General features: G+C 68.8%; 6 protein-coding genes. All 6 read right to left on the reverse strand.

What is annotated here, in order from left to right; genetic code table 11:
• Positions 1-111 precede the first annotated feature (111 nt).
• The 6 genes from FB471_RS05055 to FB471_RS05080 all read right to left on the reverse strand — a co-directional run bounded on the left by FB471_RS05055 (position 112) and on the right by FB471_RS05080 (position 16,929).
• The gene (locus FB471_RS05055) at positions 112-435 is read right to left on the reverse strand and encodes a LysR family transcriptional regulator (RefSeq protein ID WP_141996167.1); all 324 of its coding nucleotides are present in this window, start codon (positions 433-435) and stop codon (positions 112-114) included.
• Positions 436-548: 113 nt separating this feature from the next.
• Positions 549-1,376, reverse strand: a complete 828-nt coding sequence (locus FB471_RS05060; RefSeq protein ID WP_141996168.1) for an ABC transporter permease — start codon at positions 1,374-1,376, stop codon at positions 549-551.
• A complete protein-coding gene (locus tag FB471_RS05065) occupies positions 1,373-2,341 on the reverse strand; it encodes an ATP-binding cassette domain-containing protein (protein WP_141996169.1) in 969 nt (322 codons plus the stop codon). The genes FB471_RS05060 and FB471_RS05065 overlap by 4 nt, the downstream gene beginning before the upstream one ends.
• 136 nt (positions 2,342-2,477) lie before the next feature.
• Entirely contained in the window at positions 2,478-3,719 is a 1,242-nt protein-coding gene (locus FB471_RS05070; RefSeq protein WP_141996170.1) for a cytochrome P450 family protein, read from the reverse strand.
• Positions 3,720-3,768: 49 nt separating this feature from the next.
• Entirely contained in the window at positions 3,769-5,022 is a 1,254-nt protein-coding gene (locus tag FB471_RS05075) for a cytochrome P450 (protein WP_246076243.1), read from the reverse strand.
• Between the two features lie 171 nt (positions 5,023-5,193).
• Complete coding sequence (locus tag FB471_RS05080) at positions 5,194-16,929, reverse strand: non-ribosomal peptide synthetase (protein ID WP_141996171.1); 11,736 nt, start codon at positions 16,927-16,929, stop codon at positions 5,194-5,196.
• Between the last annotated feature and the right edge of the window lie 24 nt (positions 16,930-16,953).

Consider the following 16,953-nt stretch of genomic DNA (forward strand, 5'->3'; position numbering starts at 1 on the left):
CCGGGGGCTCGTTCCGGCCGGTTCGAGCGGTGCGTGACCGGAGCCGAGCACCGTTGGCCGCCAAGGATCAGGCAGCCCTCCCCCGCGAATGCCGGGAACGCGGTGCGGCGGTCAGACCGTGCGAGGGCGGTTCTCCGGAAAAGGGGTGATATCGCGCGGATACGCGGTGCCCCGCGATTCCGCCGCCCCCGACACCTCCTTGATCCCCTGGAACAGCGCGAGTGCCGCGCGGACCGAGGGAAGGAGCTTCTTACCGATCGGGGTCAGCTGGACACCCCGCACGCTGTGCACGAACAACTGCGCCTGCAGGGCCTGTTCGAGCGAGGCGATCAGCTGGCCGACGACAAGCCGTGACGAGCCGAGTTGCTGTGCCGCCGCATCTATCCTACCCGTCTCGCTGACCAGGACGAACGCCCTCAACTCCTGCTCATGCATAGTGGACCGACCTCGTCGTCCAGGCCCAGGAAACAGATGACATCGTTACCACCCCCAGGTTGCGGAACCCCGTTGCGATCAGGATGTACGCCGTGAATCTGGAAACACACCGATCACTCCCTGTTGAAGCCACGCACCGCGACCGAGCCACCGGCCAGTGCGATCACCGTGCAGACACCCACCGTGATGAACACGGCGCCGCCGGTCGGCTCGCCGAGCACCATGGCCCTTGCCGCGTCGATGCCGTAGGTGAGCGGGTTGATCGCGGCGAAAAACTCGATGTAGTCGGGCATGCTGGCCAGCGGCACGAACGCGGAGGAACCGAATTGCAGCACCATCAGCAGCAACATGCTCAGCGTGTGCAGGTTCTCCGAACCACCCAGCCAACTCGCCGCGGCCAGGAACACCCAACCGAAGCTCCACGAGATGACCAGCGAAAGCAGGACGGCTCCCAGCATGCCCGGCACCCCGCCCGCCGCCGTGAACTCGAAGACCACCATCGCGGTGATCAGCAGGATGGTCACCTCGATCGCGGCGCGGACCAGGCCCGCGATACTGCGCCCGACCAGCACCGAAACTCGGCTGATCGGCATGGATCGCAGGCGGGAGATCACCCCGTTCTTCATGTCGGCGGCCAGCCCGACTCCCGTGCCCACGGCCGCCGCTATGCTGGTCACCACGATAATCGCGGGCATCAAATAGTCCACATAGGACACATTGTCGGGGAAATAGGACGTCTCCCCGATGGCGCGCAGGACCTGGCTGAACAGCAACAGCAGCACGAGCGGCTGCAGCAGGCTGAAGAAGATCCGGGTCGGGGAGAACACCGGCCGCAGCGAGCGGCCCGCCAGTACCACGATCTGGGTACCGATGCCGCTCCCCTCCCAGCTCTGCCCGGTGAGGACGGCACGCTCGTGCTTCCGCTCGGAGACAGCCGTCATGTCGGCACCCCCGAGTGCGCCTCGGCCACGGCGTCCCCGCTCCCGGTCAGCGCGAGGTAGACATCGTCCAGCGTCGGCTCGGTCAGCGCCAGCTCGGCCGGTTCGATCCGCGCGTCGTCCAGTGCGCGGACGACGGCGGCCATCCGGCTGGAATGCTCGAGCGGTGTGACCACAAGCTGCCGGGAGTCGTCCCTGCTCGGCCCGAACCCGGCTTGCCGGATCGCCGTGAACGCCGCGGACACGGCGGATGCGGAGCGCAGCCGGATGCTCAGGCTCTGCTGCCCCACCTGGCTCTTCAGCTCGGTCGGCGTCCCGGAGGCAGTCACCCTGCCGCGGGACAGCACCACGATCGAGTCGGCCAGCCGGTCGGCCTCGTCGAGGTACTGGGTGGTCAACAGAACCGTGGTGCCTTCGGCAACGAGTCGCTGGACGATCTCCCACATGGCGGCCCTGCTGCCGGGGTCGAGGCCGGTGGTCGGCTCGTCGAGGAACACCACCTGCGGCAACCCGACCAGGCCAGCCGCCAGGTCCAGCCTGCGCCGCATCCCACCTGAGTAACCGCCGACCGCGCGGTCGGCCGCCTCGGTGAGGCCGAACACCTCCAGCAGCTCGGCCGCGCGGGTTCTGGCCTGGCGCCGGGTCGCGCCCAGCAGCCGGGCGATCATCACCAGGTTCGCCCTGCCGGTCAGGTCCTCGTCGACCGAGGCCAGCTGGCCGGTCAGCCCGATCCTCCTGCGCACCTGCTTACTCTGGCCGACCACGTCGAAGCCGGCCACCCGCGCGGTCCCCGCGGACGGGGTGATCATCGTGGTGAGGATGTTGATCAGGGTGGTCTTACCGGCCCCGTTGTGGCCCAGCAGGCCGAGCACCGTGTTCGGGGGCACCTGGATACTCACCCGGTCGAGCGCGACCACGTCGCCAAATGTCTTGCCGACCTCGGTCGCCTCGACCACCGGCTCGGTCATCGATCCTCCACCCCCGGCAAACCCTTTCGGCGGTGACGCTACGAGCCACGCACCGGGAGCTCAAGCGGAACGTAAGAATCTGAATACTCTGCCGACCAAAGTATCGTGGTTTCCACCCTGGTGGGACGGGAACGCCCTATTCCAGGCGCACCGGCAACGTCTCCAGCCCACGTGTCATGTTGGCCTGCCAGCGCAGCTCGGCGGCGGGTACGGCCAGCTCGATCCGGGCGAACCGGTCCAGCAACGCGGAGAACGCCACCTTGGCCTCGAGCCGGGCCAGCGGGGCACCGAGGCAGTGGTGTATACCGTGCCCGAAGGCGGTGTGCCCCCCGGCGTCCCTTGTGCTGTCGAACCGGTCGGCGTCGGGGTAACGTTGCTGGTCACGGTTGGCCGAGCCGAGGGCGGCGAGGATGAACTCGTCACCGGGGACCCGCACGTCACCGATGTCCACCGGTTCGCTCGTGTACCTGAGCGTGGCGACGTGCAGCGAGTTCTCGTAGCGAAGAAGCTCCTCGATCACGCTGGGGAGCAACGAGCGATCGGCGCGCAGGGCCGCCAACTGCTCGGGATGGCTCAGCAGCACGAACGTCCCGTTGCCGATCAGGTGGGCCGTGGTGTCATAACCGGCGACGAGCAGCTGGAACACCATCGAGACCAGCTCGTCCTCGCTGAGCCGGTCCCCGGAGTCCCGCACCTGGATCAGTCCCGAGATCAGCGTGTCGTCGGGAGACCGGCGTTTCTCCGCGATCAGCCCGGCGAGGTAGCCCGCCATCTCGTCCGCCACCTGGCCGAGGTCATCCGCACCAGCCGCGACGATCATCTTGTCCGCGATGGTGGCGAACCGCTCCCGGTCCCGCTCGGGTACGCCGAGCAGCTCGGAGATCACGGTGATCGAGAACGGGAAGGCGAACGCCCGCAACAGATCGACCTGCTCGCCGGCCAGCCCGGAAAGCAGCCGGTCGGCGATGCGCTCGACCTCCGGGCGCAGCGACTCGATCCGGCGCGCGGTGAACACCGCGCTGACCAGCTTACGCAGCCGCTGGTGGTCCGGTGGATCCATGTTGAGCATGTGCCCGACCAGCATGCGCCGGCCGGGAGAGGGCTCACCGGCGTCCGGCTGCCCCGCGGGCGCGCCCTGCTCCGACCGGCCGAGCTGGCGCGCGGTCAGCTCCGCGACCCGGGCCGGGTTCTTGCGGATCCGGGGATCGGCGAGCACGGCGCGAACGTCCTCGTACTCGCTCACCAGCCACATCCGCAACCCGTGGAAGACCACGGGCCGGACCGGATGCTCCGCACGGAACCGCTCGTACAGTGCATACGGGTCGCGCACGAAGCCCATGTCCAACTGCTCGGCTTCCGCGGTCGTGTGCTCGGCCATGAGTCCAGCCCTCCAGTCGTGGTTCGGCACCTCTCGCGGTGCAACGGCGTCAGGTGCCGGCCGACGCCAGCCCGTTCTCGTCCGGATGGAACCGGACCGGCAGCCTGGAGACGCCGGCCATCAGATTGGAATGAATCGGCCGTGGCTCGCCGGTGACCTCGAAGCCGGTGGTGAAGGAACGCAACGCGTCCAGCAGTTCCCTGACCTCGACCCTGCCGAGGAAGGCGCCGAGGCAGAAGTGCGGCCCGTAGCCGAAGGTGACGTGCTTGTTGGGCTTCCTGCCGAGGTCGAAACGGTACGGGTCGTCGAACACCGCCTCGTCCCGGTTCGCCGCGATGTTCCACAACGTCACCACCTCGCCCTCGGCGATCCGCTGCCCGCCGACCTCGACATCGGTCAGCGCCGTGCGGCCGAAGTGCATGGCCGGGGTGGCCCAGCGCAGGACCTCCTCGGTAGCGGTGTCCAGGTCGACCTCGCCGTCCTTGAGCAGCCGCCACTGGTCCGGGTGCTGGGTCAGGCTCAGCACCAGATCGCTCATCGTCAACCTGCTGGTCTCGTCTCCACCGAGAATCAAGCTGTAGCAGTTGAACACGATGTCGTGGTCGCTGATCAGCTCGCCGTCCACCTCGGTCTGGGTGAGCACGCTGATGACATCGTCCTTCGGGTCCTTGCGCCGCTCGGCGACCAGGTCGGTGAAGTAGAGCAGGATCTCGTTGCGGGCCAGCCAGGCGTCCGCCTCGGACTGGTCCGCGTCGTCGGAGCTCAACGCCGACTTGGTCATGTTGAGCAGGTGTGAACGGTCCTCCACCGGCACGCCGAGCAGGTTCGAGATGGTGGTGATCGGGATCTGCGCCGCGATATCCTTGGCGAAGTCGCACTCACCGCGCCGCACCGCCTCCGCCACCAGCTCACGGGTGTTCTCCCGCACCCATTCGGACACCCGCTTGAGCGCGCGCGGCGAGAACGCCTTGAGCATCACGTTGCGCAGGTCCTTGTGCCGCTTGCCGTCGGTGACGGCGAGCATCTGCCCGGCCGCCGAGTCACTTCCGGCCAGCAGGGTGACCAGCACGTTGCCCTTCTCCGACGTGAAGTTCTTGTCGTCGCGGTACACGGACATCACGTCGGCGTGCTTGCTGATCACCCAGAAACCGGGGTTGCCGTCGACCGGCGGGTGCCAATGGACCGGAAACTCGGAACGCAAGCGCCGCCAGTACTCCGTCATGTCGTTATCGATATATGTACTCGGATCGACCAGGTTGATCGCCAGGATCTCGTCCGGCACATTGCTCGTTCGCGTGCTCAACTTGTCCTCGCCTCCACGGTGTCCCCTTCCAGAGTCGGGTTGTTCAGCTCAGCACCATGTCCCACCGCCACCTGCGGTGACCACTCATGCCGGTACGGCGACCGCGAGTCGCCGTACCGTTCTGGATCACCCGCGCAACGGCACCGGGAGCGGGTTCGAGCGTGACGGCCGTCATTTGATGTCCCGCAGCTTTTCGGTGATTATCCGGCCGACCTCAGCGGCTGGTTCCGGCTGCATCATATGCGCGTGGGTACAGCCGACCACCCGATATTCGATCTTTCCATCCACATACGGCCGCCAGCGCTCGGCCCGCGTGGCCAGCTCGGTATCGGGGATCGCGCGATCCTGCTCGGCGACGACCATGAACAGGTCACCGGGATAGACGGTGGGCCGGAAGTCCCGCAGTATTCGCCAGTTGTTGGTGAACACCTTCGCCAGCGAAGCGATGTCGGACTCGCTGAGCGTCGCCAGCACGCTCTGCCGCTCGCGCAGGATCTCGGCCACCTCGGCATAGCTCACCCGTTCCGTGCCCAGCCGTGCCAGGTCGTATCCGGCGTGGTCGAGCAGGCCACGCAGTGTCTCCTGCTCGTCGACCTGATGCTCGGCGGGCATCTGCTCGTGGTCGATCGGGTACTGGTCGAGATTGGCGAGCAGCCCGACCTCCTCGCCCTCGGCTCGCAACTGGGCCGCGATGGCGTGGATGACCAAGCCGCCCTGGGACCAGCCGAGCAGATGGTACGGACCGGTCGGCTGCACGCCGCGCATCAGCTCGACGTAGTCGGCGGCCATCTCCTCGACGCTTCCCGGCAGCTCGGCTTCCGGATCGGCAAGGCCCCTCGCCTGCAGGCCGTAGATCGGATAGTCGGCGTCGACGTGCCGGAGCAGCACGGAATAGACCCAGCTCAACCCGCCGACCGGAGGCGCGCAGAACAGCGGCGGCTTGCTGCCGGTCGGCCGCAGCGGCAGCAGCACGTCGAGCGAGTCCCGCTCGGCGTCACCGACCAGCCGCGGCACCAGCTCGGCCACCGTGACCGCCTCGAAGATGGTCCGGATGTTCAGCTTCACCCCGAAGGTAGACCGGATCTTGGCGACGAGGGACATCGCCATGATGCTGTCCCCACCGAGTTCGAAGAAGCTGTCGTGGACACCGACGACCTCGGCTCCAAGGACGTCCCGGAACAGTCCACAAAGGATCTCCTCCTGCGGGGTGCGTGGCCCGGTCGAGTCCGCCCGTTCGGTGGCGGGCGCCGGCAGCACCTTCCGGTCGAGCTTGCCGTTCGGGGTGAGCGGGAGCTCGGGCAGCGTCACGAAGGCCGCGGGAACCATGTACTCGGGCAGCTTCCCGGACAGCCGGTCACTCAGCTCCCGCGCGCCCGGCTCGGTCCCCTCCCCCGCGGGCACGACGTAAGCGACCAGCTGCCGCGCACCGGGCCGGTCCGCACGCACGACCGTCGCGGCCGCGGCGATATCCGGATCCGCCGTGAGCGCCGCGGTGATCTCGCCGAGCTCGATGCGGAAGCCGCGGAGCTTGACCTGGTCGTCGGCACGCCCGACGAACTCCAGCTGCCCGTCCTGCCGCCACCGCACCATGTCGCCGGTGCGGTACATCCGATCGCCCGCCTTCCCGAACGGGTCGGCCACGAACCGCTGTGCCGAAAGACCCGGCCGGTTCAGGTACCCGCGGGCCAGCCCGGCTCCGGCGACGTACAACTCACCGGTCACCCCCACCGGTGCCGGCCGCAGCAGGTGGTCCAGGACGTAGACCCCGCTGTTGGCCACCGGCCGCCCGATCGGCGGCACCGTGTCACCGGAGAGCGGCTCACTCATCGTGGCGCACACCGTGGTCTCGGTCGGGCCGTACGCGTTGATCATCCGGCGCCCCGGTGACCACTGCCGTACCAGGTCCGGGGTGGCCGCCTCACCCGCCACGACCAGGGTCATCCCGTCCGGCAGGCCACCCGTGGGCAGCGCCGACACCACCGCGGGCGGCAGGGTCGCGTGGGTCACCTCCTGCTCGGCCAGCAGGTCCGCCAGCGGCTGGCCGGCGAGCCCGCCCTCGGGCGCCAGTACGAGCGTCGCCCCGGACAGCAGGCTCATGCACAGCTCCCAGAAGGCCGCGTCGAAGCTCACCGGGGCGAACTGCAGCACCCGGCTGCCCGGTCCCACGTCAAGGCGTTCCAGCTGGGACGCGAGCAGGCTCGCCGCGCCCCGGTGGGTGACGACCACACCCTTGGGCCTGCCCGTCGACCCCGAGGTGTAGATGACGTAGGCCGGGTTCGACCTGGCCGGCGCCGCGCGGTCCACCGCGTCGTCCGGAAGGGCCGCCAGCGCCGCGGCCGTGTCCTCGGCGTCCAGCAGGACGCGGGGGATCCCCGGATCCGGGAGCCCGCCGGCCACCCGACCGGTGGTCAGCAGCAGCACCGGCGCGGAGTCCTCCAGCAGGAACGAGATGCGCTCGGCGGGATACTCCGGATCGACGGGAAGGTATGCCGCACCGGCCTTCAGCACCGCCAGCAACGCGACGATCAGCTCGGGCGAGCGGGGAACGGAGACCGCGACGAGGCATTCGGCCCCGATGCCCCGCTCCACCAGGAAGCGTGCCAACCGGTTGGCACGCGCATCGAGCTCGGCGTAAGACAGCGTGACCTCGCCGGACAGTAGGGCCGGCGCGTCCGGCGCGGACCGCACCCGCTCCGCGAACAGTTCGGGCACCGATGCGGAAGGCACCGCGCGCTCGGTGTCGTTCCAGGTGCCCAGCACCCGCTGCCGTTCCTCGCCGCGCACCAGCTCGACCCGCCCGACCGGCATGTCCGGGTCGGCGACCATCGAGTCGAGCACAGCGCGGAACCGGCCGGCGACAGCCTCGATCCAGTCCCGCTCCAGCAGGTCCGGCCGGTAGCTGAACCGCAGCCGCAACCTGCGGCCCGGCATGACGACGACGCTGATCGGGTAATGGCTGGCGTCCGCGCCGTAGACCCCGACCGTGCGCACGCCGAGGCCGGATCCCGCGGAGTCACCGAACGCCGCGTCGTCCAGCGGGTAGTTCTCGGTGACCGTCATGGTGTCGAACAGGGTGTCCACCCCGACCAGGCGCAGCAGGTCGTGCAGCCCGAGGTAGTGATGGTTCATCAACGAACCCTGCTGCCGCTGCACCCGTTCGAGCAGCCCGGCCAAGGACTCCTCGCCACGGAGCTGGACACGCACCGGCAGGGTGTTGATGAACAGCCCGACCATCGTGTCCACACCGGCCACGTCCGGCGGCCGCCCGGACACGGTGCTGCCGAACACGACGTCGTCGCGACCGGTCAGCTGGCCGAGCAGGATGCCCCAGGCGGCCTGCACCAGGGTGTTCAGCGTGACACCACACCGGCGGGCGAGCGCGGTGACCTCGGCCGTCTCACTCTCCGGCAGGTCGAGCAGCACGTCGTCGGGCACGGTGGACACCTGGCCGGTGGCCTCCGGCGCGACCAGCGTCGGTTCGTCCACTCCGGACAGAACATCCAGCCACGCCCGCTCGGCGGCCTTCCGGTCCTGCCCGCTCAGCCAGGAAAGGTAGTCCCGGTAGGGGGCCACGGGCGGCAGGTCGGCGTCGTCGCCGGCCGCGTACAGCCGGAACAACTCGCCCATCACCAGCGGGCCCGACCAGCCGTCCAGCAGGATGTGGTGGCTGGTGAACACGAACCGGAACCGCTGCTCGCCCAGCCGCACCAGGGTGAACCGCAGCAGCGGCGGCCGCTCGAGGTCGAACCGCCGCACCCGGTCGGCGGTCATCACCTCGCCCAGCCTGGCCCGCTGCTCCTGCCCGGTGTCGCCGGAAAGGTCGACCTCGAACCACGGGAGGTCCACCTCGGCGCGCACCACCTGCACCGGCCGGTCGAGGCGTCGCTGGTGGAAGCCCGCCCGCAGGTTCGCGTGCCGCCGCATCAGCAGCGATGCCGCCGTGCGGAGCCGCTCCACGTCGAGCTCGCCCTCGAGGTCGACGCCGAGCTGTGCGGTGTAGACATCCAGCTCGTCCTCGTCGTACTGCGCATGGAACAGCAAGCCCTCCTGTAGCGGGGCGAGCGGGAGGATGTCCTCGAGCGGCTCAGGCTCGGCTTCCTCGACCATGTCGATCTCGTTCTGGGCCAGCGGCACCAGCGGCAGGTCCGAGGGACTGTGCCCGCCCGCGTTCGGCCGCTCGACATGCCGGACGAGGGCTTCCAGCGCGCTGAACCAGTGCTCGCCGAGCTCCCGGATCTCGTCCGCGGTGAACAGCTCGCTCGCCCACGTCCATGCCGCCACCAGCTTGGGGCCGTCCGGGCCGTCCTGCGTCTGCGCGTTCAGCTCGATGGCGTGCGCCAGCGGGCGGTCGGCCTCGTCCCTGCCGGGAGCGTCCACCGGCTCGGGAGCGAAGTCCCACTCCCGCAGGGCGTGCTCGGCGGACCGGGTCCCGACGGCGAACCGGCCGAGGTAGTTGAAACCCACCTGCGGATGCGCCTTGCCGGCCAGCAGCGGGCTGGTCTGCTGGTTGAGGTAACGCAGCAGCCCGTAGCCGAGCCCGTTGTCCGGCAGCCCACGCAACTGCTCCTTCACCTTCTTGAGCGCCCTGCCGGCGGCGGGCCCACCGGCGCGGAAGGTATCCCAGTCCTGCTGGCCCGGATCGAGCCGGACGGGAAAGAGGCTCGTCAGCCAGCCGACCGTGCGGGAGAGGTCGACGTCGTCGAAGATGTCCTCCCTGCCGTGGCCCTCCATGTTGACCAGCACGGGACTGCCGCCCTCTCCGCTCCTGCGCTCGCGCCACTCGGCGAGGGCGACCGCGAAGGCGGTGAGCAGCACGTCGTTGATCCCCGCGTGGAACGCCGCGGGCACGGTGGTGAGCAGCGCCGAGGTCAGCTCGGTCGGCAGCGACAGCATCTGCACCCGCGCGGTGGCGGTCACGTCGCGCTCCGGGTCCAGCGGCCGGTCCGCCAGCCGCGGGTCGGGCTCGTTCAGCACGTCGAGCCAGACCGGGAGTTCCTCGGTGCGCTCCTGCTGCTGGGCGGCGTCGTTCAGCCGTTGCGCCCACTCGCGGAAGGAGGTGTGCACCGGTTCCAGTTCCGGGGTCTGCCCCGCGTTCACCGAGGTCCACGCCTGAGCGAGATCGGGCACCAGGATGCGCCAGGACACCCCGTCCACCACCAGGTGGTGCGCGGCGATCAGCAGCCTGCCCTGCTGCCGCGGGCCGGCGTCGAACCAGACGAACTCGACGGTCTTCCCGCTCTCCGGGTCCAGCCCGCCCCAGACCTCCTCGGCCTGCTCGGCGACGCACGCCCGGAACCTGGCACTGTCCATCCCGGACGTGTCGACCCTGCGGATGTGGTCGGCCGCGCGGATCTCGCCACGTGGCGGAATATCCAGGTTCCACACCACGCCGCCGGCGCGGCGCAGTCGCATCCGCAACACGTCGTGCCGATCGAGCAGCGCCTGTACCGCCTTCTCCAGGCTGTCCGCGCCGAGCTCGGCGGGCACGACGAGCATCATGGTCTGGTTGAACCGGCCGACGCCACCGCCGCGCTCGCGCATCCAGTGGATGATCGGGGTGAGCGGCACCGACCCGATGCCCTCCTCGCTCGCGGCCGGCGCGACCTGCCCCGCCGGTGTGTCCACAGTGGCCACCGCAGCCAGCCCTGCCACCGTCTTGTACTCGAACACGTCCCGCGGGGACAGCTTGACGCCCTCCTTGCGGGCGAGACGGACAAGCTGGACGGACATGATGCTGTCGCCACCCACGTCGAAGAAGTTGTCGTGGATGCCCACCCTGTCCAGCCGGAGGATCTCGGCAAACAGCTCGCAGAGGGTCTCCTCTACCGGGGTGCGCGGCCGGTCACCCGTGGACGTCACGTACTCCGGGGCGGGTAGCGCCTTGCGGTCCAGCTTGCCGTTCGGAGTCAGCGGGAACTCCTCCAGCGCGACGACCGCGGACGGCACCAGGTGGCCGGGCAGCTCGGCGGCCAGCCGGTCACGCAGTTCGGTGGGCACCGGGGTCACGCCCGGTTCCGACACGACATAGGCGACCAGCCGGTCTCCTTGCGGATCCGCGCGGACGACCACCTCGGCCCTGGCCACCTCCTGCTGGGCGAGCAGCGCGGACCTGATCTCGCCGAGCTCGATCCGGAACCCGTGTACCTTCACCTGTTCGTCGGTGCGGCCCAGGAAGGTCAGTTCGCCTTCCGGCGTCCAGCAGGCAAGGTCGCCGGTGCGGTACAGCCGGTCCCCGGAACCGAAGGGGTTCGCCACGAACCGCTCGGCGGTCAGGCCGGGCCTACCAAGGTATCCACGGGCGACGCCGGCGCCCGCGACGTACAGCTCGCCCGTCACGCCCGGTGGTACCGGCCGCAGCATGGAGTCCAGTACGAACGCGCGGGTGTCGTTGATCGGCGTGCCGATCGGTGGCACGACCGCACCGGCCAGTGGGCCGCTCATCGTGGCGCAGACCGTGGTCTCGGTCGGGCCGTACGCATTGATCATCGTCCGGCCCGCGGACCACCTGCCGACCAGTTCCGGCGGCGTGGCCTCGCCCGCGACCAGCAGCACCATGCCAGCGGGCAGCTCGTCGGTCGCCATCGCGCCCAGCGCCGCGGGGGGAATCGTCGCGTGCGTGACGCCCCGCTCGGCGAGCAGCGCCGCCAGCGGCGCGCCGGGGCTCAGCCGTTCCGGCGGCGCCAGCACCAGCGCGGCTCCGGTCAGCAACGCCTGCACGACCTCGGCGAACGCGGCGTCGAAGCTGGGCGAGGCGAACTGCAGCACCCGGCTGCCGGGGCCGAGCCCCATCGCGTCCCGGTACGCGGCGGCCAGGCCGACGAACCCGGCGTGCGGGACGACGACACCCTTGGGCCTGCCGGTGGAACCGGAGGTGTAGATGAGGTAGGCCGGGTTCCGCGGGCTGACCGGGACATCCGGTGCCCCGCTCGGCGCGTCCGCGACCCTGCGCGCCGTCGCGGGGGCATCCAGCACCAGTGGCCGCCCGGGGTCGAGCTCCCCGAGGGTGGCCGACAGCGCCTCGGTGGTCACCACGACACCGGGTCGGGCGTCGCTCAGCAGGTAGGCGATCCGATCGGCGGGATACTCCGGGTCGATCGGCAGGTAGGCCGCACCGGCCTTGTGCACGGCGAGCGCCGCGACCATCCAGTCGACCGACCTCGGCAGCAGGAGCCCGACGACCCGCTCGGGCCCGGCACCTTCCGCGCGCAGCACGTGTGCCAGGCGGTTCGCCCGCTCGTCGAGTTCCGCGTAGGACAGCTCGGTGTCCTCGGCCAGCACGGCGGGATCGTCCGGTGCCGACCGCACGCGCTCGGCGAACAGCTCGGGGAACGTCCGCGCGGGCAGGTCCAGGGTCGTGGCGTTGGCCGAATCCATGATCAGCCCACGTTCGTCCGGCGTGAGCAGGTCGATCTCGGTGAGTCGCTGCGTCGGATCGTCCGCCACCGTGTCCAGCAGCCGCGCCAGGCGGTCGATGATGCTTCGCACGGTGGCCCGGTCGAACAGGTCACGCCGGTAGTCGACGTACCCGGCCAGGCCGGTGGGGGCGCCTTCGGTATCGGTCGTCTCGTTGAAGCTGAACGCGAGATCGAACTGGGTGGCGTTGATCGAGACAGGGTGCGCCGCGAAGTCCAGTCCCGTCGTGTTGGCCGCGCTCGGATCGTCCAGCGGGTGACGGCGGTTCTGCAGGTTGAGCCAGACCTGGAACAGCGGGTGCCAGGCAAGGGAGCGTTCCGGGTTCAGCACCTCGACCAGCCGCTCGAACGGCACCTCCTGGTTGGCGTACGCCGCGAGGTCGAACTCCCGAACCCTGGTGAGCAGCTCGCCGAAGGTCGGGTTGCCGGAAAGGTCGGTCCGCAGCACGAGCGAGTTCACGAAGAACCCGACCAGGCCCTCCAGCGCGCTGTCGTTACGGCCGGCGACCGGGGAACCGAGTGGCACGTCCTGGCCCCCGCCCAGCGCGGACAGCAAGGCCGAAAGGCCCGCCTGCAACACCATGAACAGGCTCGTCCCGGACTGCCTTGCCAGCGCCGCAAGCTTGCCGTGCAGTTCCGGCCCGAGCTCGACGGCGAGGGTGTCGGCGGTGTAGTCCGCCTTCTCCGGTCGAGCGCGGTCGGTCGGGAGCGGTAGGACATCGGGCAGCCCACTCAACCGGTCCTGCCAGAACTCCAGCTGCTTCCGGATGGCGCTGTCCGGATCGCTCTCCGAGCCGAGCACATCGTAGGTCCACATGGTGTAGTCGGCGTACTGCACGGGCAACGGCTGCCAGGACGGCGCGTGCCCCCCGATCCGGGAGACGAAGGCCTCGGCCAGGTCGGTGAAGAACGGTCCCTGCAGGGAGATGCCGTCGCCCGCGATGTGGTGCAGCGCGATGACCAGCACGTGCTCGTTCCTGTTCAGCGCGAACAGCGTCGTGCGCAGCGGCGTTTCGGCCGTCAGGTCGAAGCCCCGCCGTGCCTCGGTGGCGACGGCGTCGTCGAGTTCTTCCTCGGATACGGGAACCACGTTGAGTTCGGGACAGCCCATCTCCGGGTCCAGAATCTCCTGGTACGGCGTTCCGTCGACCTCAGGGCAGACCGTCCGCAGGCTCTCGTGCCGGGTCGCGACGTCGCGCAACGCCAGGCGCAGGGCTTCCCGGTCCAGCTCGCCGCTGATCCGCAGGGCCATGCTGAGGTTGTGCGCGGAGTTGTCCGTGTCGAAACGGTTCATGAACCAGAGCCGGCGCTGAGCATAGGACAGCGGTATCCGCTCCGGCCGCTCCACCGCGCGGACGGCGGGGCGGGCCTCCGCCGCGCCGCCGATCCTCGTCACCAGCTGCGCAACGGTCGGCGCTTCCCAGAGCGCGCGCACCGGGAGCTCGACGGCGAACACCGCGCGTGCCCGGCTGACCAGGCTGGTGACATGCAGCGAGTGCCCGCCGAGGTCGAAGAAGTTGTCGTGGATACCGACCCTGCCCAACCGGAGAACCTCGGCGAACAGCCCGCAGAGGATCTCCTCCTGCGGCGTCCGGGGAACATCGTCGGTGACCATTCCCGCGAAGTCGGGTTCGGGTAGGGCCTTACGGTCCACCTTCCCATTCGGCGTCAACGGAAACTCATCCAACACCACAAACGCCGACGGCACCATATAATCCGGCAACCGCTCACCCACACACCCAGCCAACACACCCACATCCACCACACCACCAGACACCGGAACCACATACGCCACCAACCGACGCACACCCCCACCATCCGACACCACCACCACACACCGACCCACACCCACACACCCCGCCAACACAGCCTCAACCTCACCCAACTCAATCCGAAAACCCCGAACCTTCACCTGATCATCAGCCCGCCCCACAAACTCCAACACCCCATCACCACGCCACCGCACCACATCCCCCGTCCGATACATCCGCTCACCCACACCACCAAACGGACACGCCACAAACCGCTCCGCCGTCAACCCAACCCGACCCCGATACCCACGAGCCACACCCTCACCCGCAATATACAAATCCCCCGCAACACCCACCGGAACCGGACACAACCCCCCATCCAACACAAACACCCGATTATTCAACACCGGCCCACCAATCACCGGAACACCCTCACCCACCACCGACGCCGTCGACCACACCGTCGTCTCCGTCGGCCCATACAAATTCGTCACCTCACCCGACAACCCCACCAACCGCTCCGCCAACCCCACCGGCAACGCCTCACCACCCACCAACACCCGCACACCCGCCACCACATCCGGACACTCCGCCACCAACGCCTCCCACAACGTCGGCGTCGCCTGCACCACCGAACCACCCGACACCTCCACCAACTCACCCAACCGCGCCACATCACGCACCTCATCACGCCCAGCCACCACCACAGCCGCACCCGACACCAACGGCACAAACAACTCCAACACCGCAATATCAAACGCCACCGTCGTCACCGCCACCAACCGATCACCCCACGACAAACCAAACCGATCCCGCATCCCCACCACAAAATTCGTCAAATTCCCCCGCGACACCACCACACCCTTCGGACGCCCCGTCGAACCCGACGTATAAATCACATACGCCACACTCGACCACAACACCGAACCCCGCAACTCACCCACCAACACATCCTCACCAGACAACCCCACCAACCAATCCCCCACCACCGGATCATCCAACTCCACCCGACACACACCCTCCACATCAGGAACCACACCCCCCACCACAGAATCCGTCAACACCACACCCGGACACGCATCCCGCACAATAAACTCCACCCGCTCCCTCGGATACTCCACATCCAACGGAACATAACCACCACCCGCCTTCAACACCGCCAACAACGCCACCACCAAATCCACCCCACGCGGCAACGCCACACCCACCAAACACTCCGGCCCCACACCCAAACCCACCAACAACCGCGCCAACCTATTCACCCGCACATTCAACTCACCAAACGACACACACTCCCCACCCACCACCAACGCAACCCCATCCCCACCAACACCCACAACACCCTCAAACAACCCCACCACAGAACAACCACCCACAACACCACCAGAACCATTCCACCCCACCAACACACAATCCCGCTCAACCCCAGAAAGCACATCAACCCTGCCGACCGGAAGGGACGGAGCGTCGTGGAGCTGGTTCAGGACGGAGACCAGCCGCTCGAGGACGCGCTCGGCCTCCTCCCGGTCGAACACGTCGGGCCGGTAGCCGAGGCGCAGCCGCAACGTGCGCCCGGGGATGGGGAACAGGGTGAGCGGGTAGTGCGTGGCGTCCTGCCCGGTGGCGCCGGTGACCCGCAACGGGCCCGCTTGCATGCCGTCGCCGTCACCGCCGCCGACGGGGTAGTTCTCGAAGACCACCAGGGTGTCGAAAAGCCTGCCGTTGACCGAGGTCTGCGCCTGCGCCTCGGAAAGTGGGATGTGGTGATAGTCCAGCAACTCGCCCTGCTGACGCTGCACCCGGTCGAGCAGCTCCAGCCAGGACTCGGCCGGATCGACCCGAACCCGCACCGGTAGCGTGTTGATGAACAGCCCGATCATGGTTTCCACGCCCGGAATGTCGGCGGGTCGACCGGAAACGGTGCCACCGAACACCACGTCGTTCTGGCCGGTGAGCTTCCCGACCAGCAGGCCCCACGCCGCCTGCACCATCGTGTTCAGCGTCAGGCCGTGCTCGCGCGCCAGCGTGGTCAGCCCGCTGGTGACCTCCTCGGACAGCTCGGTGAGCACGTCCTCCGGTGGACTGGTCACCAGGTTGCTCGCCGCGGGCGCGACCAGCGTCGGCGAGTCCACACCGGACAGCGCGTCCCGCCATGCTTCCTTGGCGGCCTCCCGGTCCTGTTTCCCGAGCCAGGCAAGGTAGTTCCGGTATGGCGTCACCGGCGGGAGCGCGTCGGCACGGCCGCCCTCGGCGTAGAGGGTGAGCAGCTCCTGGATCAGCAGCGGGCTCGACCAGCCGTCGAGGAGGATGTGATGCGTGGTCAGCACGAACCAGTAGCTGTCCGCCGACAACCGGATCAGCGTGAACCGCAGGAGCGGCGGGCGTTCCAGGTCGAAGCGTTGGGCGCGCTCGCCGGCGAGGAACTCACGAAGACGGTCGGAGAGCTCGTCCTCGGTGCATCCGGAAAGGTCCAGCTCGGACCAGGGGAGCTCGACGTCGCGCTGGATCACCTGCATCGGCTCGCCGTTCTTGCGCCTGCGGAACCCGGCGCGGAGGTTCGCGTGCCTGCCCAGCACGGTGCCCGCGGCGGCGCGCAGCGCCCGCACGTCCAGCTCACCCTCCAGCTTTACCGCCAGCTGGGTCGTGTAGACGTCCATGGCATCGTCGTCGTACTGCGCCTGGAAGAGCAAGCCTTCCTGCAGTGGCGACAGGGGAAGGATGTCCTCGATCCGTGACCGCTTCACTCGCAGAGCTCCCTAGCCGTCTTC

It is taken from the genome of Amycolatopsis cihanbeyliensis (assembly GCF_006715045.1).
Lineage (GTDB): Bacteria > Actinomycetota > Actinomycetes > Mycobacteriales > Pseudonocardiaceae > Amycolatopsis > Amycolatopsis cihanbeyliensis.

What these genes read in the sequence shown, in the direction of transcription:
- FB471_RS05070 (WP_141996170.1), bottom strand. Translation starts at nt 3,719, where the DNA reads ATGGCCGAGCACACGACCGCGGAAGCCGAGCAGTTGGACATGGGCTTC.
- FB471_RS05065 (WP_141996169.1), bottom strand. Translation starts at nt 2,341, where the DNA reads ATGACCGAGCCGGTGGTCGAGGCGACCGAGGTCGGCAAGACATTTGGC.
- FB471_RS05060 (WP_141996168.1), bottom strand. Translation starts at nt 1,376, where the DNA reads ATGACGGCTGTCTCCGAGCGGAAGCACGAGCGTGCCGTCCTCACCGGG.
- FB471_RS05055 (WP_141996167.1), bottom strand. Translation starts at nt 435, where the DNA reads ATGCATGAGCAGGAGTTGAGGGCGTTCGTCCTGGTCAGCGAGACGGGT.